Here is an 18728-nt window from a genome sequence, read left to right as displayed (position 1 = left end):
GCATCTCCTTACAGCAAAGAGGCGCAGCATAGCATGGGCAGGGGCCGCCTTTGGCCACACAAAAAAAGCGGGCAACAAAAAGCCCGCCGGATGGCGGGCTTCACTGGCCAAGCAGACGTCTTAGTTGACGGCGTCCTTCAGTGCCTTGCCGGCAACGAAGGAAGGCACATTGCTGGCGGCAATGGTGATTTCCTGACCGGTTTGCGGGTTGCGACCGGTGCGCGCGGCGCGATGGCTGACCTTGAAGGTGCCAAAGCCAACCAGCTGCACCTGCTCCCCTTCCTTGAGGGTGGCAGTGATGCTATCGAGCATTACTTCCAGTGCGGCCTTGGCTTGGGCCTTGCTCATATCAGCCTTGGCGGCAATGGCGTCAACCAGCTCGGTTTTGTTCATAGCGAGAGTCCTTATTCTTATGCGGGCATGTGAAAAACGGGTTCAATCTATTCAAAATCGCCAGGGCTGGCAAAGGCTTTCTCCGCCAAGCGCGCCCAAGCGATGGGCTTTTCATCAAGATCTGCCGTCAATATCACACTTATCTCCCCGCCAGGGCGCATGCCGCCTGGCTTGGCCGTCGGAGCCAGGCAGAAAACGCTACCATTAACAGGTCTATTCGGTGAGCGTCACTCGACACGGGAGGTGGCCTCATGGGCTGGTTGTTGGGCTACCTGGGACTGGCGTTGGGGGTCTCCTTCATCTGCTCCCTGCTGGAGGCCATCCTGCTGTCGCTGACCGGCAGCTATGTCCACAAGCTCAGGGCCAGTCAACCGGCCGCCGCCGCCCGCCTGCACCAGCTCAAACAGCAGATCGATCGGCCCCTGGCCGCCATCCTCACCCTCAACACCATCGCCCATACGGTGGGGGCCGCCGGGGTGGGTGCCGAGTCGGCCAGGCTGTTTGGCGAGATCTGGATGGCACCGGCTTCCGCCCTGCTGACCCTGCTGATCCTCTATCTGACCGAGATCGTCCCCAAGACCCTGGGGGCCACCCGCTGGCGCCAGTGGGCCCCCTACATAGGCCGGCCCCTGCTGTGGCTCATCCGGCTGCTGTTCCCCTTTATCTGGCTGGCGGAACGACTCGCCAACCGGCTGGGCCGACCGGTGCATGGGGCCCACTACCGGGAGGAGATCGCCGCCATGGCGGAGCTGGGGCATCAGGCCGGCGAACTGGCCGCCAAGGAGAGCCGCATCATCCAGCACCTGCTGCACTTTGCCGAACTCAAGGTCAGCCACATCATGACCCCCCGCACCGTGCTCTACCGGCTGTCGGCGGATCTGCCCCTGGTGGAGTACCTGAGCCTGCCCACCCCGCCGCCCTTCACCCGCCTGCCGCTGTTCGAGGGCGAGGTGGACAACATCATAGGCTACGTGCACCAGCAGGATCTGCTGCTGGCGGCGGCCAAGGGCGGCGACCGCCTGCCCCTGCGCCACTGGCTGCGGGCGCTGTTTGTGGTGCCCTGCACCGCCTCGCTCCCCTCCCTGTTCGACTCCCTGTTGGCCCAACGAGAGCCGCTAGCCCTGGTGGTGAACGAATACGGTGAGGTGCAGGGGCTGGTGACCATGGAGGACCTAGTCGAAACCATGTTAGGGTTGGAGATAGTCGAACGGGATGACATGGCCGACGACATGCAGGTCCTGGCCCGTCAGCTATGGCGCAAGCGGATCCAGGAGCATGGCATCAGCCTGCACCCGGATTAGTTAACGCCTTGTGTTCAACCCACATTCGCAATACATTAGATTAATCTAATTTAACTGAGGTGGCCCTATGCGAACCCGGTTTATTCCCCTGCTACGAGCCGGCAGCCTGCTGCTGCTGGCGACCCTCAGCCAGGTACCCATTCAGGCGGCCGAGACCCCGGCCACCCTGACCCTGAGGCCCCAGACCGAAGCCAGATGGTGGTGGGTAGATGGTCAGCTGGAACCCGTGGATCAAGGCACTGTGGCCGCCCAGACCCAGGGGCGCATCACGGCCCTCAATGTGGACGTCAACGACATGGTGGAGGCCGGCGAGGTGCTGCTGGAGATCACCAGTACCGAACAGGCGGCGGGTCTGTCCCGCGCCGAAGCGGCCCTGGCCGCCGCCCAGGCCCAGCAGTTGGAGGCGGACAATCAGTTAGTGCGCATGCAGGCCCTGCTGGCCAAGGGCACCGTCTCCCGCCGGGAGTATGACAGCGCCAAGGCCGCCGCCCAGGCAGCCCGCGGCAACGTCAACCAGGCCAAGGCCGCCGTGGTCCAGGCCAAGGAGGCGGTGGGCTACACCCGGGTGCTGGCCCCTTACGCCGGGGTGGTCTCCGCCCGCCATGTGTCGGTGGGCGAGACCGTCACCCCGGGCCAGCCCCTGCTGTCGGGCTTCGCCCTGACCCACATGCGGGTGGTGGCGGACGTGCCCCAGCGCCTGCAGGGCCAGTTGCAGACCCAACAGGGCTTCAGCCTGCGGCTGGCCGATGGTGAGACCCTGGCCCTCACCGACTATCAGATCTACCGCTATGCCGATCCCGCCAGCCACAGCTTCCGCCTGCGCCTGCCCTTGCCGGCGCAAGACGGTATGCACTGGCTGCCCGGAGAGTGGGTGAAGCTGGGGCTGCCGTTGGGCCAGCGCCAGGCCCTGCGCCTGCCCCAGAGCGCCATCTTGCAGCAGTCGGAGTTGACCGCCGTGTATGTGATGACCCCCAAGGGCCCCCAGCTGCGCCAGGTCAAACTGGGCGATAGTCGGGAGGGCGAAGTGGAGATACTCGCCGGCCTCAGCGCCGGAGAGACAGTGCTGCAGGATGCCTGGGCCCAGGTGAGCGCCCAAGGAGGCCACTATGCCCCATGATCCGCAAGGCACAGCGCCGAGCCTGGGGATCGCCGGCCGGCTGGCCCGCCAGTTTCTCCAGTCACCCCTCACGCCCCTCATCTGCCTGGTGGCCTTGCTGCTGGGCCTGGGCGCCGTGCTCATCACCCCCAAGGAGGAGGAGCCGCAGATCGAGGTGACCTTCGCCGACGTCTTCATCCCCTTCCCCGGCGCCTCCCCCCAGGAGGTGGCGGATCTGGTGACCCTGCCGGCGGAGCAGGTGATCTCCGAACTCAAGGATCTGGACACCCTCTATTCCTTCTCCCAGCCCGGCGGTGCCGTGCTCATAGTGGTGTTCAAGGTGGGCACCCCGCGCCAGCAGGCCCTGGTGGAGCTGTATAACCAGCTGATGAGTCACCAGGACTGGCTGCCCCAGGGGCTGGGGGTCGGCCAACCCCTGGTCAAACCCCGCAGCATAGATGACGTGCCCATTCTCGGCTTGACCCTGTGGAGTCAGGACGCTCACCTCACGGCCCAGGATCTCACCGCCGTGGCCCACGGCCTGGAGACGGAGCTCAAGCGCCTGCCCGGCACCAAGGACATCAAGACCATGGGCCGTCACGCCCTGACGGTACAGGTGCAGCTGGATCCCCAGGCCATGGCGGCCTACGGGGTGAGCTGGCCCCAGGTCTCCGCCACCCTGGGCGCGGCCAACCGCGCCAGCACGCCGCTGGACTTGACCCAGGACAACCGGCAGATCAAGGTGCAGGTGGGGGACTTCCTCCACTCGTTGGACGAGGTGCGCCAGCTGGTAGTGGCGGTGCGGGATCAGGCCCCCGTCTACCTGGGGGATATCGCCCAGGTGACCCTGCAGGCCGATGAACCGGGCGCCAACGTCTGGATGAGCAAGGACGGCGCCCTCTACCCGGCGGTGACCCTGTCCATCGCCAAGCAACCCGGCGTCAATGCGGTGGATCTCTCCGCCGCCATTCAAGCGCGGGTGGCCACCCTGCGCAATCAGCTGATCCCCGCCCAGGTGCAGGTCAGCCTGACCCGGGACTACGGCAAGACCGCCAACGACAAGGCCAACAAGCTGATCGGCAAGCTGATCTTCGCCACCCTGGCCGTGGTGCTGCTGGTGTGGCTCAGCATGGGCTGGCGGGAGGCCCTGGTGGTGGGCAGCGCCATCCTGCTGACCCTGGCCCTGACCCTGTTCGCCTCCTGGGTGTGGGGTTTCACCCTCAACCGCATCTCGCTGTTCGCCCTGATCTTCTCCATCGGCATCCTGGTAGATGACGCCATAGTCGTGGTGGAGAGCATCCACCGCCACCTGGGGGGCCCGCGCCCCCTGACCCAGGCCATCCCCCTGGCGGTGGACGAGGTGGGCCACCCCACCATACTGGCCACCCTGACGGTGATCGCGGCCCTGCTGCCCATGGCCTTCGTCAGCGGCCTGATGGGCCCCTACATGAGCCCCATCCCCATCAATGCCAGCACCGGCATGTTGCTCTCCCTGGGGGTGGCCTTCATCGTCACCCCCTACCTGGCCCTGCACCTGCTGGGGCGCCACGCCCCGCCGCCCCACAACCCGGACGGCAGCCCCCTGATGCACCAGGTTCTGGGCCGCTTCGTGCAGGGACCCAAGGCCCCCCGCGCCCGCCGCTGGCTGGGGCTGGGGGTGATACTGCTGCTGGCCGCCTCCCTGGCCCTGCCGGCGCTGGAATGGGTGGTGCTCAAGATGCTGCCGTTCGACAACAAGTCGGAATTCCAGGTGATGGTGGAGCTGCCCGAAGGCAGCCCGGTGGAGCAGACCCAGGCGCTGCTGGCCCAGCTGGCGGACGAGGTGAGCCAGGAGCCGGAGGTCACGGACGTGCAGCTCTACGCCGGCACCTCGGCCCCCATGAACTTCAATGGTCTGGTGCGCCACTACTTCCTGCGCCAGGACGCCAACCTGGGGGATCTGCAGGTCAACCTGCTGGACAAGCATCACAGGGACAGAAGCAGCCATGAGATCGCCCTGGCGGTACGCCCCAAGCTGCAGGCCCTCGCCCAGGCGCACAACGCCCGGCTGCAGGTGGTGGAGATCCCCCCCGGGCCGCCGGTCTGGTCCCCCATCTTGCTGGAGGTGTATGGCCCGACCCAGGCCCTGCGGGAGCAGGCCGCCAGCCAGATCGAGCAGATCTTTGCCGCCAGCCAGGATGTGGTGGACATAGGCCGCGCCCTGCCGGTGCCGCAACCCCAGTGGCAGCTGCATATCGACCGGGCCAAGGCCGCCCGCCTTGGCATCAGCCAGCAGGCCATGGTGCAGACCCTTGCCGGCGCCCTGGCCGGTGAGGATGCCGCCTACCTGCACCGCGCCGGGCAGAAATACCCTGTGCCCATTCGCCTGCGGCTGCCGGCCGGTGACCGGGTGGATCTGCAGGGGGTGCTGGCCCTCACCCTGCCCAGCGCCAGCGGCCAGCCGGTGCCCTTGGGGGAACTGGTGACCCTGAGCCAGGGCAACCAGCCCCACACCCTGGTGCACAAGAACATGCAGCCCATGATCATGGTGACCGCCGACATGGCCGGCCCGTTGGACAGCCCCCTCTATGGCATGGCGGAGATCGCCAGCCAGCTGCGAAAGCAACACCCAGAATGGCCACAGAGCCTGGTGGGCTCGCCCAAGGGGGTGGATGGGGTGGCCCTGCACTGGGACGGCGAGTGGAAGATCACCTACGAGACCTTCCGGGACATGAGCATCGCCTACGGGGTGGGGATACTGCTCATCTACCTGCTGGTGGTGGCCCAGTTCAACTCCTACCTAGTGCCCCTCATCATCATGGCGCCCATCCCCCTGACCATCATAGGGGTGCTGCCGGGTCATGCCCTGCTGGGTGCCCAGTTCACCGCCACCTCCATGATCGGCATGATCGCCCTGGCCGGCATCATAGTGCGCAACTCCATCCTGCTGGTGGATTACGCCAACCACCTGCACGCCCAGGGCCTGCCCTTGGACGAGGCGGTGGTGAAGAGCGGCGCGGTGCGGGCCAAGCCCATCATACTCACCGCCCTGGCGGCCATGATCGGCGCCCTCTTCATCCTGGACGACCCCATCTTCAACGGCCTGGCCATCAGTTTGCTGTTCGGCATCCTGATCTCCACCCTGCTGACCCTGGTGGTGATCCCTGTGCTCTACTTCCTCTACCTGCGGCGCAAGGAGGCCAGTCAGCCGCCCACAGAACCCGCCACGGAGTGACGCCCATAACGCAAAAGGCCACCGGAAGGTGGCCTTTGTGTTGCTGGCTCAGGTCAGCTAGCGGGCACTCACTCCAGGCTGATGCCCAGGTTGGAGACGCCCCCCTGGCCGGCCCACTCCTTGAGGACCAGGATCTGCTCGGCATCCCGCGGGTTACCCACCCGGTTGAGCAGCTCGACCTGGAACTCCAGCTCCGCCTCCATCAGGGGATGGGCGTAGAGGGCTTCCTCTTCAAGCTCCTGCTCCTCCATCAGTTCGATGAAGCCGGCCACCGAGCCCACGGAGGCATGGCTGGCCTCCTGGGCCTCTTCGCCGATGCGGCAGATCACCGAGTTGTAGGCGGCCCCCAGGGCCACACAGGCATCCAGCGCCGGGTAGGCACCGTAGTGATCCTCCAGGCGGGGATCCGGCACCTGCTCCTCGAACTGCTCCAGGATGGCCCCCAGATCGACCCGGGAGCTTTTCTGGGTCAGGTATTGCCAGAGGGCATCCAGGGCCGCCCGGAACGCCTGGCCGTCCCCCTTGCCACTGGTTTCGGCATACAGCACATAATTGGGATACATGCGCTCGGCCAGGGCCAAGGCAAACAGGGTCTGCTGCCAGGGCTGGAACTTGTCCAGCCGCTTGTAGAATTTTTCGCCAAACACGCCGCACTCCTTCAAGTAAGGGTCCTATTGTAGTCCATTGGCCCCAAGGGAGGAAACGACTGGCCCGATGACCCGAGCCGCTCTCCTGACGTACCATGTTGAACATGCCGTTGATAAGGAGTTCCCATGTCAGATACCCGCCTGCTGATCCTCAGCCGTGACGAAGCCCACTACCGCCGCCTGCTGCAGAAGGAAGCCATGCCCGGCCTAGCTCTGTTGGGCCGTCCCGGGGAGGCGCCCACCGCCGAGCTGGTGGCCCAGGCCCAGGTGCTGTTGGGGGAGCCGGCCACCCTGGCCCCCTGGCTGAAGGAGGCCAAACGGCTGCAGTGGGCCCAATCCACCTATGCCGGGGTGGATGCCCTGCTGCAACCCGGGCTGCGGCAGGACTATCTGCTGACCAACATCCGCGAGATCTTCGGCCCGCTGATGAGTGAGTATGTGTTCGCTCACCTGCTGAGCCTGACCCGGCATCTACCCCTGTACCGGGAACAACAAAAGCAGGGCCAATGGCAGGCGGCGCCCTATCAGGGGCTGGCGGGCCGGCAGATGCTGATCCTGGGCACCGGCAGCATAGGCCAGCACCTGGCCCGTACCGCCCAGCACTTCGGCATGCAGGTCAAGGGCGTCAACCGCTCCGGCCGGGAGGTGGCCGGTTTCGCCGCCACCTATCAGCCCAGCGCCCTGCCCCGCCTGCTGGCCAAGAGCGATGTGATCGTCAGCGTGCTGCCCTCCACCCCCCAGACCCGTCATCTGCTGACCCCGGAGCTGCTGAGCCACTGCAAGCGGGGCGCCATCCTGTTCAACGTGGGGCGCGGTGATCTCATCGCCAGCGACGTGCTGATCAGCGCCCTGCGCCAGGGCCTTCTGGGAGCCGCCGTGGTGGATGTGTTCGAGGAGGAGCCCCTGCCGGCCAAGTCGCCCCTGTGGCACCAGCCCAATTTGATCATCACGCCCCACAACGCCGCCTGGAGCCTGCCGGATCAGGTAACCCGCATCTTCGCCCGCAACTACCGCCTGTGGCGGGCCCAGGCCCCGCTTGAATACCAGGTGGACTTTCGCCGCGGCTACTGAGCATGACACAGACGCTGGAGCAGCTGCTGGCCCGCATTCGCGCCTGCCGGCACTGTGCCGCGCACCTGCCCCTGGGACCCCGCCCCGTGATCCGCGGCACGACCAGCGCGCGCCTGCTGATCATCGGCCAGGCGCCGGGCACCCGGGTGCATGCCAGCGGCATCCCCTGGGACGATGCCTCGGGAGCCCGTCTGCGGCAATGGCTGCAAATGACCCCGGAGCAGTTCTACGACGAAACCCGGGTGGCCATCATGCCCATGGGGCTGTGCTACCCGGGGCGAGGTCGGCAGGGAGATAATCCGCCGCGCCCCGAGTGTGCGCCCCTGTGGCATGAGTCAGTGCTCGCTCACCTGCCCGATCTGTCGCTCATCCTGCTGGTGGGCCAATACGCCCAGCGTTACTATCTGGGCGACCGCCAGAGCCTCACCCAGCGGGTGCTGCAGCCGGAGCGCTACGGCCCCCGCTTCTGGCCCCTGCCCCATCCCTCGCCCCGCAACCAGCTCTGGCTCAAACGCAACCCAATGTTCGAGCAGCAAATCGTGCCGCGCCTGCGGCAACGGCTGACCGAGCTGACCCAGACGACACCCTTGTGAAAAAAGTGTGAAAATCACTCGACCGGTAACGAAGACCCCTCGTAACGGCCAAATGTAACTTTTTGCTAACACGCCCGTGCACGGCCGTAACGGAGCCAGTCCCCAGCCTGACGGGCCTGACGGCGGAGCGGTCCGGCTTGAGACTCAGGGTGTCATTCAGAGAGAATTTTGAGATAAACCCCCCGCTAAACCGGCACGAAAACTGAGAAAACTTGGAATATCTGTGGTCAGCCCAGGGGAAGCGTGATACAAATCCGGTTTCCGGGCGCCCATGCCTTCGTTTGCTTCGCCCGCCTTTTGTGTAGTGCTATAACACTGCGAATTCCGACATACCTGAAGGACACAGGATGAAACGCCTTATGCCGCCAATGCCGCGCATAGCTGTGGGGGAATTGCCGATTCCTCGTCAGCACCTGTATGCCATCCTGATGTTGGCCGGTTTTTCCATGGCCAGTGTGACCCTGCTGCCCGCCCCGGGCGAGCTGCTGTCCAACACGCCGATGATCGTCGATGGGGACGATCTCACCACAGATGTGGCCATGGCCAACACAGATACCGAATACCTGAGCATCCCCGACAACGAGCTGGTGGACAGCGACACCGTCGTGGGTGCCGAAGACGCCGATAGCAACGCGGCCGAAGATGTGGACCCGCCCAACACGGATTACGTGGTCAAGGCGGATGACAACCTGTCCGTCATCTTCAATACCCTGAACCTGCCCGCCAAGACGCTGCAGAAACTGCTGGAAGTGGACATTCAGAACTCCCTGATCCGCCTGCGCCCCGGCCAGACCCTCTCCTTCGTCATCGATGGTCAGAACATGGTGCAACAGCTCAGCATTCCGGTCAGCGCCACGGACCGCGTGGTGTTCAACCGCAAGGGCGATGGCTACATCTCTCGTCTGGACAGCGACAGCGACGGCATCCCTCAGGTGGCCATGGCCCAGGCCCAGGCCCAGAGTCAGGCCCCGGCCAGCAACCAGGCCAGCAAGCCCAAGGCCGCCGTGGCCACCAGTCGGGTGGTGAAAGGACAAATCCGCGCCGCCTTCGGGACCGATGCCCGCCTGTCCGGCCTCACCGCCAACCAAATCGTGCAGGTCACCCGTCTGTTCCAGGGCCGCATCGACTTCCGCCGGGATCTGCGCAAGGGCGATCAATTCAAGGTACTGCTGGACAAGCCGGCTGCCGCCGGGGCACCCAACCGTGATGCCAAGGTGCTGGCCGTGGTGTTCTCCACCAAGGGCCGGGATTACAAGGCCTATCGCCACACCGATGGCCGCTTCTATGACGAGACCGCCAGCGGTTTCAGCAGCGGCACCTTCATGCGCTACCCCATTCCGTCACTGCATCGCGTCAGTTCCGGCTTCAGCCCCAACCGCCGCAATCCGGTGACAGGTATCGTGCAACCCCACAACGGCACCGACTTCCCGGCACGGGTCGGCACCCCCGTCATGGCCACCGGCGATGGGGTCGTGGTCAAGGCCACCAGCCACCCGGCCTGTGGTCGTTACATCGTCATCCGGCACAACGGCAAGTACAGCACCACCTACATGCACATGAGCAAGCTGTTGGTGAAGGCCGGCCAGAAGGTGAAGCAGGGCCAGAAGATCGGCCTGTCCGGCAACACAGGGCGCTCCACCGGGCCACACCTGCACTACGAATTCCGCATCAACAACCGTCCCGTGGATGCCATGCGGGTGGACCTGCCGGTGAACAGCACCATGGGTGGCAAGGAACGCACCAGCTTCCTGGCCAAGGTGAAGGAATATAATCGCCTGCTGGCGAGCTAAACGCCAGCGACAAAAAAGCCTACCTGATGGTCGGCTTTTTTATTGGCGGACAACACCCACCTAGCCGTGGTAGGCCCGTGACTGACGCTGCACCTCGGCGATGAAATGGCCAGCCCGCGCGGGATCCACATCCTGATGGATGCCATGGCCCAGGTTGAACACATGGCCACTGCCCTGGCCGAACTCCGCCAGGATACGCGCCACCTCGGCACTGATGGTGTCGGAGTCGGCATACAGCACAGACGGATCCATGTTGCCCTGCAATGCCGCCTGCTGCCCCACCCTGGTTCGCGCCTGGGTCAGTGACTGAGTCCAGTCCAGCCCCACGCCATCGCAACCGGTGGCGGCGATCTGCTCCAGCCACTGGCCACCGCCCTTGGTAAACAAGGTAATGGGCACGCGCCGCCCCTCGGCCTGCCGGGTCACCCCGGCCACGATACGGGCCATGTAATCCAGGGAGAAGGCCTGATAGGCCGGTGTGGAGAGCACACCACCCCAGGTGTCGAACAGCATCAGGGCCTGGGCACCGGCCGCCACCTGGGCATTGAGATAGAGGATGACGCTGTCGGTCAGCTTGTCCAGCAGGGCATGCAGCAGCGCGGGCTCGCGGTACAGCATCTGCTTGATCAGGGTGAAGGTCTTGGATGAGCCCCCCTCCACCATGTAGGTGGCCAGGGTCCAGGGGCTGCCGGAGAAGCCGATGAGTGGCACCTGGCCCTTGAGCTCCCGCCGTATGGTGCGCACCGCATTCATCACATAGCCCAACTCATCCTCGGGATCCGGCACCGGCAAGGCCGCCACATCCCGGGCGCTGCGCACCGGATTGGCGAAGCGCGGTCCTTCGCCCGAGCCAAAGGAGAGGCCCAGGCCCATGGCATCCGGGATAGTCAGAATGTCGGAAAACAGGATGGCCGCATCCAGGGGATAACGGCGCAAGGGCTGCAGGGTGACCTCGCAGGCCAGCTCGGCATGGCGGCACAGGGCCATGAAGTCACCGGCCTGGGCCCGCACGGCCCGGTATTCCGGCAGGTAGCGACCCGCCTGGCGCATCATCCAGATGGGAGTCTGATCCACCGGCTGGCGCTGCAGGGCCCGGAGGTAACGATCATTGAGCAGTGGCGACATGGCAATTTCCTGCGTCACAAAAATGGCCTGCCATTCTAACATCCATGACACCAAAAAGGGCCTGGTGAGCGGTTCTGCTGTTTCTGACAGGCACAGGCAGGCAAGAATGTGATGACCACTATTGATCCGCACCCGCCAAATCTTTACTAATAGTCGTAACAACATTGTTACATCAGGAGGCGCCATGCTGACCAAGCTCGAACAAACTCAACGCCAGCTGGCTGGGCAAAATAGTGCTGTGGATGCCTGGCTCACCGCGCGCCGGACCTTGTTGTGCCGCTTCATCGCCCTGACCAAGAGCAAGAATCTGCCCTGTGCCAGTGATATCCAGGACTTCTGCCAGCATCTGGTGGACTATGTCTCCGCCGGCCATTTCGAAATCTATCACTACGTGGTGGAAGCCTTCGAACACGCCAGCGGTCGCCGCCTCTCCCTGGCCAACCGCATCATCCCGCGCATCGAGCACAACACGGAACGCCTGATGGCCTTCCACGATGCCTACGGCGAAATTGCGGAGGATGACGAGAGCCTGATGGACTTGGATGAGCACCTCAATGAGTTGGGCCCCTTGCTGGAAGAACGCTTTCGCCTGGAGGATCGGCTAGTCGCCGTGCTGGATCTGCTGGATGCCCTGAGCGAATCGGCTGCTGCCGAGGCTTAACCTCGCGCCCACTTCCACCTACACTTGGGGCAGTCCCTTACGAGAGCATAGTCATGGTCGATCGACGTCGTTTTTTCCGGGTGGTGTTCTCCAACCCCGCCCTGCTGAGCCAAGGCGAGCAACAATGGCCCACCCGGCTGCTGGACTTGTCGTTGCAAGGTGCCCTGGTGGAACGCCCACTAGACTGGCCGGAGACGGCCGCCGGCCGCTATCTGCTGCGGTTTTGCCTGGCGGACTCGGATATCGAGCTCAAGATGGAGGTGGAGCCCACCCATGCCGATCCCAATCGGCTGGGGCTCTACTGCCACCATATCGATATCGACAGCGCCTCCCACCTCAAGCGCCTTGTCGAGCTGAACGTCGGCAGCAGCGAGCTGCTGCAGCGAGAACTGGCCCACCTGCTGGAAGAGCATCTGGAGCATGAGGGCCTGCACTCCCCCGAGGACTAGAGCAGCTCCAGCGCCTCGGCCAGGGTCCGCACCGGCATGATCTCCATCTCGCCAATCGCCTGCTTGGGGCGGTTGGCATGGGGGATGATGGCGCGCCGGAAGCCGTGCTTGGCCGCCTCCTGCAAGCGCTCAAGTCCCGAAGGCACCGGGCGTATCTCCCCCGACAGCCCCACCTCGCCGAAGGTGATGAGATCCTGCGGCAGGGGCCGATCGCGAAAACTGGAGACCATGGCCAGCACCAGCGCCAGATCCGCGCTGGTCTCCTCCACCTTGACGCCCCCCACCACATTGATGAACACGTCCTGATCCGCCATCTGGATGCCGCCATGACGATGCAGCACCGCCAGCAACAGGGCCAACCGGTTATGCTCGGTGCCCACCGCCAGACGCCGGGGATTGGCCAACTGCGAGCCATCCACCAGGGCCTGCAGCTCCACCAGCAAGGGCCGGGTGCCTTCCCAGATCACCATCACCACTGAGCCCGGGCTGTTGGCCTCGCCACGGTTGAGGAAGATGGCGGACGGGTTGCTCACCTCCCGCATGCCCTGCCCCGTCATGGCGAACACCCCCAGCTCGTTCACCGCACCGAAGCGGTTCTTCTGACAGCGCAGGGTACGAAAACGCGAGTCCGAGGCCCCCTCCAGCAGCAAAGAGCAGTCAACGCAGTGCTCCAGCACCTTGGGACCGGCCAGGGTGCCGTCCTTGGTGACGTGCCCCACCATGAAGATGGCCACCTGCTGCTGCTTGGCGAAGCGGGTCAGCTGGGCCGCCGCCTCCCGCACCTGGGAGACGGAGCCCGGCGCCGAGCTGACATCCGCCACGTGCATCACCTGGATGGAGTCGATGACCATGATGGCCGGCTTCTCCTGGGCCGCCAGATGGCAGATCTGCTCCACGCTGGTTTCCGACAGGATGCGCAGCTTGTCGGTGGGCAGATTGAGGCGATTGGCCCGCATGGCCACCTGCTGCAGGGACTCCTCACCGGTGACATACAGGGTCGGCATGCGAGCCGCCAGGGCGCACATGGTCTGCAGCAGCAGGGTACTCTTGCCGGCGCCGGGATGGCCGCCGATGAGGATGGCCGAGCCCGGCACTATACCGCCCCCCAGCACCCGATCCAGCTCGGAGAAGCCGGACCCCAGCCGCGGCAGATCCGCCAGCGACACCTCGCTCAAGGTCTGCACCTTGCCGCTGAGTTCGCCGGCATAGCCGCTTTGGCGGGCGCCCTTGCTGACCGCCGCCGGCCCGAGACGCACCTCGCTGATGGTGTTCCACTCCTTGCACTCGGTACATTGTCCCTGCCAGCGGGCGAATTCCGCGCCGCATTCGCTGCAGACAAAGGCCACCTTGTTGCGGGCCATCCTCTCATCCTTCTCAAGAAAACAACGACATGGACGATATAGTAAATTAAATTACCCCTTGATAGACACAGCGTTAGCAGGAGCCCACCTCGCCCATGGACATGGTCGCCTACCAACCCTTGCTGGATCAGCTCATCCCTCTGGTAAGGGAACCAGATTTCGAGGAGATCTTTGCCCGTCTCACCCACGAGGAGAGCCGCAATACCCAGTTCCTGCTGAAGATGGAGCTTAAGCGCAAGTGCACCCCCTGCATCCGCATCATCGACATGCGCGCCCGGCACCCCCAGAGCAAACCCTTCCAGTTTAGCGGCGTGCAGCACTTTCTCACCGACGAGGCCCTGGAGGTCTTGCAGACCCAGCTGAAGATCTACCGCAATTGCTACACCATGGGGGCATACGAGGCGGTGATGGAGGACGAGCGCCTGCACCGCCAGCAGGCCAGCGCCGACAGCGGCCCCCCCTCCCCCAGCCGGCTGGATGTGGAGGCCATCCGCTTCGCCAGCTATCACCAGCGACGGGAGGAGCGCATGCATTTCAGCTCCCCCGTGTTGCTGCAACTGGGGGATCAGATCCAGATCGAGGCCAAGACCTCGGATATCTCGGTGGGCGGCCTAAAGCTCCAGGTGGAGACGTCCCCCCCGTATCAACCGGGGGATACCTGCTACCTGCAGTTTGTCGGTCTGCTAAAGGAGAAACCGGCCAACGTCATCCGCAAGGCGATTCCCTATCAGATCCTGGGAGAAGATCGCCGCGACGGCCGCACCTGGCTCAAGCTGCTGCGCCAGGAGGAGGACGCCGAGCTGGATGCCTACCTCAAGGGCTTCATCAACGACAACAAGTGGCGCTACCGGGTCAGCATCGACTACCTGCTCTCCTCTGCCCAGGTGAAGGGCTACGAGCAATACTTCCTGCCGCGCATGACCGGCCTGCCGTTGTTCTTCGCGCGCGGCGACACCCCGGCCCTGCGCTACGTGCTCAAGACGGAAAACAACCAGCAGGAGCTGGAATACTGGCGCAACGAGCGCAACGAAGAGAAGCTGGCCGGCCTGTTTGGCGAAGCTCGCCTCAAGGCCCTGCTGGCCCAACCGGGGCCGCGCAAGGAAACCTGGCTCTACTGCTTCACCCACACGCTGCGCAGCCACATCTACTTCTTCTCCGCCAGCCGTGAAGAGTTGGAGCAGACCGGCCTGCGCAGCCTGTTCTTCAGCGTCGGCGCCAAACGCCCCAGTTGGCGGGTTTACAAGCTGGAGCTGGAGCCGACCGATCTGGCCCTGCCCCAGCTGGCCAATCTCCTGCCACACAGCCTGACGCCGGCCTACCAGGAGCAGCTGACCCAATGGCTGGGTGAGCTGGGCTACGTAGGCCTGCTGCAGGCGGTGGATGACGAAGAACACCGTCGGGATTACCTGCTCAGCCAGCCGGATCCCGCCCAGAGCAACGCCAACGAGCTACAGATCTTCGCCCACCGGAGCGAGGTGGCCGACTTCGAGCTGGAACTGCTGCACTACGCCCAACTACGCAAGGAGCTGCGCTACAGCCACAAGACCGCCGTGGTGGTGAAGACGGCGGAGGAACGCCTCATCGGCTGGACCCGGGACATCTCCACCCAGGGGCTGCAGATCGAGCTGGAGCAGCCTCTGGTCTGCGAGAAAGGCGATCTCGTCCACCTGGCGCTGCCCAAGCTGCAGACCCTGTCCAAGGAGATGGATCTGAGCGAGCTGCCCTATCGCATCGTCAACAGCAACGCCACCCGCACCGTGCTGCACCTGTGCATCGATGGCCTGCCCAGCAACCACGTGGGCCGCCAGTTCTTCAGCCGCCTGATCGACAGCAATCCGGACAAGCTCAAGGCGACCCGGGAGCTGCGCCGCTATCCAGGCATGGCGGTGGCCCTGCGCAACCTCTACAGCCACCACCTGTTCACCACCCCCCTGTACCTGAGCAAACACCAGAGCAACCGTCTGGGAGCCATCGGCATGGTGGAGCGGCCCCGCCCACTGCTCAAGCTGCTGGCCGAATGCCGCCAGGAGAAGCCCTACAACCTGACGCCCCTGTTTGATGGCGAGGCGCTGAAGTCGGTGCTGCTGCAGCCCCTCAACCACGTCAGACGGGAAGACAGGCCCAAGGAGCAGCAGCTGTTTATCAGCCGGCAGCTGGATGCCCAGGGCAACCACAGCTACGACATCCACCTGGAGTCCGACTTCAAGGATGCCGCCGCCAAACAGGCCTACGCCCTCAAGGCCCTCAAGCGCGGGGGTTTCTTCTCGGTACGACTGTTTGCCTCCCGCACCGGGCGACCGGACATCGACTTCGTCGCCCACGAGATGGACTACATCGCCAAGTATGCCATCCACAAGGCCAAGCAGCTGGAGGAGAGCCTGTGGAGCATCATAGGCATCTGTGATCTGATGGACACCACGGGGGAAACCCTGTTCCGCCTGGGGATTAGCCTGAAATAAAGCAGTAGGTCGGCAATAAAAACGGGAGCCTTTGGCTCCCGTTTTTATGTGGCGTCTTGCCTGCTCGGCTCACCCCCGCAACGCGGCCAGGCGGCTGCCGGCCTCCAGCAGGCAGAGGGCCGCCTCCAGATCCAGTCGGGCTATGGCCACCTGGGCCTGTTGACGGACGATGGGCTTGGCGTGCAGGGCCAGCCCCAGGGCGGCATTGGCCAGCATGGGCAGATCGTTGGCGCCGTCGCCGATGGCCACCGTCTGGTGGTCGGCGATGCCATAGCGGGCCTTGAGATCCAGCAGGGTCTGAGCCTTCACCTTGCCGTCCACGATGCGGCCGTCCACCTCACCGGTGAGCCGACCGTCCCGCACCACCAGGTTATTGGCCTCGATATGATCCAGCCCCAGGGTCTGCTGCAGATGGCCGGCGAAGCGGGTGAAGCCGCCGGAGGCGATGGCCACCTTCCAGCCGGCTTGCTTGAGCCGCGCCACCAGGGTTTCCAGCCCCGGCATCAGGGGCATGAGATCCACCACCTGCTCCAGAATGGCGGCATCGGCATCTTTCAGCAGGGCGACCCGGTTGCGCAGGCTGTCGCAGAACTCCAGCTTGCCCTGCATGGCGGCAGCGGTGACGGCGGCCACCTGCTCCCCCACCCCGGCCAGCCGGGCGATCTCGTCGATGCACTCGATCTGGATGGCGGTGGAGTCCATGTCCATCAGCAGCAGGCCGGGCTCGGCCAGATCCGGCAGTGCCCGCACATAGGCGGCATCCAGCGACCAGGTCTGGGCCTTGAGCCACTCCCCCAGGGCCTCATCAAAGCTGCTCGTCAGCAGCACCAGCACCTCGACACCGGCCACGTTGAAGGGCGGCAGGGCCACGGGGGCCTGATCCAGTCGTGCGGCCAATGGAGCCAGTTCGCTCAACGCCAACGGGCGCCCCATCAGCACCAGGATACCGGTGTGCTCCGGCAGGCTGGCCAGGGGTTCGGCACCCTGGGCCCCCAGGCGCAGCAGGCCGGAGGCGGGGAACAAGGCGGGCCAATCGGCCAGACGGGCGGGCAGGGTGGAAAACGGCATGCGGAAACAACTCCCTGTTGTGGACTGTGTCAGATAGGCAAAACAGGCGTCAGGGTAGCGTATTGCTTTTTATCCAGGCAAGTTCGAAGATGAGGCCTTTGTCGTGGGGAGAGTGTGGTAGTGCCCAAGGGTTTCAAGCTGATCCGACTGCTGTATCTGGGATCCGGGCTGTTGTTGGCCATCTGGGCCCTGGTGCTCACCTGGCAGGTGCGCCACGACGGCGACCAGCTGCTCAAGCGCCAGAGCCGCCTGCTGGCCCAGACCCTCACCAGCTTCGCCGCCCACGACGCCATCCGCTATCTCCATCCGCAGAATAACGCCGCCCTGCAGCAGCTGGTGGACACGCTCGCCGACGATGTCAACCTGCGGGATGCCACCCTGTACGATGCCCAGGGCCGCCAGGTAGTGACCTCCGCCCAGTCGGTGCCGCTGGACAAGCTGCTGGCCATCGACCCCGGTGAGACGCAAACCCCGCCACTGGGGCGGGGTCGGCTCCCCTTCGTGCAGGAGCTGCGCTCCGATACGGGGGAGTTGCTGGGTTTTTTGCGCATCACCCTGGAGGAGCGCAAGATGCTGGCCGCCCACACCGAGTATCAGCAAACCCTGTTTGAGCGCTGGCGCCAGCTGCTGCTGATGATGCTGGCCGCCGGCATCTTGCTGTGCAAGGGCATTCCCCGCCGGCGCTGGCACAAGGTCCAGCGCCACAAGGCACACCCCGAGGAGCAGGCCGAGGATCAGACGGGCGCCTGATCCCCCAGCAACACGGACTCAAGTGACACCTTGATCATGTCATTGAAGGTCAGCTGACGCTCTTCGCTGCTGGTCTGCTCGCCGTTCTTGATGTGATCGGACACGGTGCAGATGGTCAGCGCCTTGGCGCCGAACTCTGCCGCCACGCCGTAGATGCCCGCCGCTTCCATCTCCACCCCCAGGATGCCGTACTTGTCCATGACGTCGAACATGGTGAAATCCGGGTTGTAGAACAGATCTGCGGAGAACAGATTGCCCACCTTCACCGTCACCCCCAGGGCCTTGGCGGCTTCCACCGCGTTGTGCACCAGACCGTAATCGGCGATGGCGGCGAAGTCGTGATCCCGGAAGCGCATGCGGTTGACCTTGGAGTCGGTGCAGGCCCCCATGCCGATCACCACGTCCCGCAGCTTGACGTCCTGGCGCACCGCGCCGCAGGAGCCCACCCGGATCAGGGTCTTGACGCCGTACTCGGTGATCAGCTCCTTGCTGTAGATGGAGCAGGAGGGGATGCCCATGCCGTGGCCCATGACGGAGACCCGGCGGCCCTGGTAGGTGCCGGTGTAGCCGTACATGTTGCGCACGTCGGTCACCAGCTTGGCGTCGTCCAGAAAGGTCTCGGCGATGTACTTGGCGCGCAGGGGATCCCCCGGCATCAGCACCACATCGGCAAAGGCGCCCGCTTCGGCGTTGATATGAGGAGTTGCCATCGTTGTTATTCCTTATTTGATTCCAGTAGCAGTGTAAAAC

At 64.6% G+C, this 18728-nt stretch carries 16 protein-coding genes; 10 read left to right on the top strand and 6 right to left on the bottom strand.

What is annotated here, in order from left to right:
- Window positions 1-120: 120 nt before the first annotated feature.
- Window positions 121-393, bottom strand: a complete 273-nt coding sequence (locus ABHF91_RS03185; protein WP_409422031.1) for an HU family DNA-binding protein — start codon at window positions 391-393, stop codon at window positions 121-123.
- A gap of 251 nt (window positions 394-644) precedes the next feature.
- Between ABHF91_RS03185 and ABHF91_RS03180 the strand changes: the two genes are divergently transcribed.
- From ABHF91_RS03180 to ABHF91_RS03170, 3 genes are all read left to right on the top strand, one after another.
- Window positions 645-1694, top strand: a complete 1050-nt coding sequence (locus tag ABHF91_RS03180; RefSeq protein WP_409422030.1) for a CNNM domain-containing protein — start codon at window positions 645-647, stop codon at window positions 1692-1694.
- Window positions 1695-1761: 67 nt separating this feature from the next.
- Window positions 1762-2811 carry an efflux RND transporter periplasmic adaptor subunit gene (locus tag ABHF91_RS03175; RefSeq protein ID WP_409422029.1) on the top strand — a complete coding sequence of 350 codons (1050 nt, stop codon included), beginning with the start codon at window positions 1762-1764 and terminating at the stop codon, window positions 2809-2811.
- On the top strand, window positions 2801-6004 hold the full coding sequence (locus ABHF91_RS03170) for an efflux RND transporter permease subunit (protein WP_409422028.1): 3204 nt from the start codon (window positions 2801-2803) through the stop codon (window positions 6002-6004). Before ABHF91_RS03175 ends, ABHF91_RS03170 begins: the two co-directional genes overlap by 11 nt.
- A 68-nt stretch (window positions 6005-6072) precedes the next feature.
- On the opposite strand, the gene ABHF91_RS03165 is transcribed toward ABHF91_RS03170, so the two are convergent.
- Entirely contained in the window at window positions 6073-6651 is a 579-nt protein-coding gene (locus tag ABHF91_RS03165; protein WP_409422027.1) for a YjaG family protein, read from the bottom strand.
- A gap of 126 nt (window positions 6652-6777) precedes the next feature.
- Here ABHF91_RS03165 and ABHF91_RS03160 point away from each other — a divergent pair, with 126 nt between their 5' ends.
- From ABHF91_RS03160 to ABHF91_RS03150, 3 genes are all read left to right on the top strand, one after another.
- On the top strand, window positions 6778-7722 hold the full coding sequence (locus tag ABHF91_RS03160; protein WP_409422026.1) for a D-2-hydroxyacid dehydrogenase: 945 nt from the start codon (window positions 6778-6780) through the stop codon (window positions 7720-7722).
- A 2-nt stretch (window positions 7723-7724) separates the two neighbouring features.
- A complete protein-coding gene (locus tag ABHF91_RS03155; protein WP_409422025.1) occupies window positions 7725-8315 on the top strand; it encodes a uracil-DNA glycosylase family protein in 591 nt (196 codons plus the stop codon).
- 347 nt (window positions 8316-8662) lie between these two features.
- A complete protein-coding gene (locus ABHF91_RS03150; RefSeq protein WP_409422024.1) occupies window positions 8663-10105 on the top strand; it encodes a peptidoglycan DD-metalloendopeptidase family protein in 1443 nt (480 codons plus the stop codon).
- A 60-nt stretch (window positions 10106-10165) separates the two neighbouring features.
- Here ABHF91_RS03150 and hemE read toward each other — a convergent pair whose 3' ends face one another.
- Complete coding sequence (gene hemE / locus ABHF91_RS03145) at window positions 10166-11230, bottom strand: uroporphyrinogen decarboxylase (RefSeq protein WP_409422023.1); 1065 nt, start codon at window positions 11228-11230, stop codon at window positions 10166-10168.
- 184 nt (window positions 11231-11414) lie between these two features.
- Between hemE and rsd the strand changes: the two genes are divergently transcribed.
- Entirely contained in the window at window positions 11415-11891 is a 477-nt protein-coding gene (rsd, locus tag ABHF91_RS03140) for a sigma D regulator (protein WP_409422022.1), read from the top strand.
- A gap of 53 nt (window positions 11892-11944) precedes the next feature.
- A complete protein-coding gene (locus ABHF91_RS03135) occupies window positions 11945-12340 on the top strand; it encodes a PilZ domain-containing protein (protein ID WP_409422021.1) in 396 nt (131 codons plus the stop codon).
- Here the strand turns inward: ABHF91_RS03135 and radA are convergent.
- Entirely contained in the window at window positions 12337-13701 is a 1365-nt protein-coding gene (gene radA, locus ABHF91_RS03130; protein ID WP_409422020.1) for a DNA repair protein RadA, read from the bottom strand. The genes ABHF91_RS03135 and radA overlap by 4 nt on opposite strands.
- Window positions 13702-13796: 95 nt before the next feature.
- Between radA and ABHF91_RS03125 the strand changes: the two genes are divergently transcribed.
- Window positions 13797-16160: a PilZ domain-containing protein gene (locus ABHF91_RS03125; RefSeq protein WP_409422019.1), complete on the top strand. Its 2364-nt coding sequence runs from the start codon at window positions 13797-13799 to the stop codon at window positions 16158-16160.
- Window positions 16161-16229: 69 nt separating this feature from the next.
- Here the strand turns inward: ABHF91_RS03125 and serB are convergent, their stop codons facing one another.
- Window positions 16230-17228 carry a phosphoserine phosphatase SerB gene (gene serB, locus ABHF91_RS03120; protein ID WP_409422018.1) on the bottom strand — a complete coding sequence of 333 codons (999 nt, stop codon included), beginning with the start codon at window positions 17226-17228 and terminating at the stop codon, window positions 16230-16232.
- A gap of 114 nt (window positions 17229-17342) precedes the next feature.
- On the opposite strand from serB, the gene ABHF91_RS03115 reads away from it, so the two are divergent.
- Entirely contained in the window at window positions 17343-17978 is a 636-nt protein-coding gene (locus ABHF91_RS03115; protein ID WP_409422017.1) for an AhpA/YtjB family protein, read from the top strand.
- On the opposite strand, the gene deoD is transcribed toward ABHF91_RS03115, so the two are convergent.
- The gene (deoD, locus tag ABHF91_RS03110; protein ID WP_409422016.1) at window positions 17963-18688 is read right to left on the bottom strand and encodes a purine-nucleoside phosphorylase; all 726 of its coding nucleotides are present in this window, start codon (window positions 18686-18688) and stop codon (window positions 17963-17965) included. The genes ABHF91_RS03115 and deoD overlap by 16 nt on opposite strands.
- Window positions 18689-18728 lie beyond the last annotated feature (40 nt).

Source organism: Pseudaeromonas aegiceratis, from assembly GCF_046254905.1.
GTDB classification, from domain to species: Bacteria; Pseudomonadota; Gammaproteobacteria; order Enterobacterales; family Aeromonadaceae; genus Pseudaeromonas; species Pseudaeromonas aegiceratis.
This window is presented reverse-complemented; position numbering and strand designations above follow the sequence as displayed.

Coding starts and splice junctions, on each gene's coding strand:
- ABHF91_RS03185 (WP_409422031.1), bottom strand. CDS start 393: ATGAACAAAACCGAGCTGGTTGACGCCATTGCCGCCAAGGCTGATATG.
- ABHF91_RS03180 (WP_409422030.1), top strand. CDS start 645: ATGGGCTGGTTGTTGGGCTACCTGGGACTGGCGTTGGGGGTCTCCTTC.
- ABHF91_RS03175 (WP_409422029.1), top strand. CDS start 1,762: ATGCGAACCCGGTTTATTCCCCTGCTACGAGCCGGCAGCCTGCTGCTG.
- ABHF91_RS03170 (WP_409422028.1), top strand. CDS start 2,801: ATGCCCCATGATCCGCAAGGCACAGCGCCGAGCCTGGGGATCGCCGGC.
- ABHF91_RS03160 (WP_409422026.1), top strand. CDS start 6,778: ATGTCAGATACCCGCCTGCTGATCCTCAGCCGTGACGAAGCCCACTAC.
- ABHF91_RS03155 (WP_409422025.1), top strand. CDS start 7,725: ATGACACAGACGCTGGAGCAGCTGCTGGCCCGCATTCGCGCCTGCCGG.
- ABHF91_RS03150 (WP_409422024.1), top strand. CDS start 8,663: ATGAAACGCCTTATGCCGCCAATGCCGCGCATAGCTGTGGGGGAATTG.
- hemE (WP_409422023.1), bottom strand. CDS start 11,230: ATGTCGCCACTGCTCAATGATCGTTACCTCCGGGCCCTGCAGCGCCAG.
- rsd (WP_409422022.1), top strand. CDS start 11,415: ATGCTGACCAAGCTCGAACAAACTCAACGCCAGCTGGCTGGGCAAAAT.
- ABHF91_RS03135 (WP_409422021.1), top strand. CDS start 11,945: ATGGTCGATCGACGTCGTTTTTTCCGGGTGGTGTTCTCCAACCCCGCC.
- radA (WP_409422020.1), bottom strand. CDS start 13,701: ATGGCCCGCAACAAGGTGGCCTTTGTCTGCAGCGAATGCGGCGCGGAA.
- ABHF91_RS03125 (WP_409422019.1), top strand. CDS start 13,797: ATGGACATGGTCGCCTACCAACCCTTGCTGGATCAGCTCATCCCTCTG.
- serB (WP_409422018.1), bottom strand. CDS start 17,228: ATGCCGTTTTCCACCCTGCCCGCCCGTCTGGCCGATTGGCCCGCCTTG.
- deoD (WP_409422016.1), bottom strand. CDS start 18,688: ATGGCAACTCCTCATATCAACGCCGAAGCGGGCGCCTTTGCCGATGTG.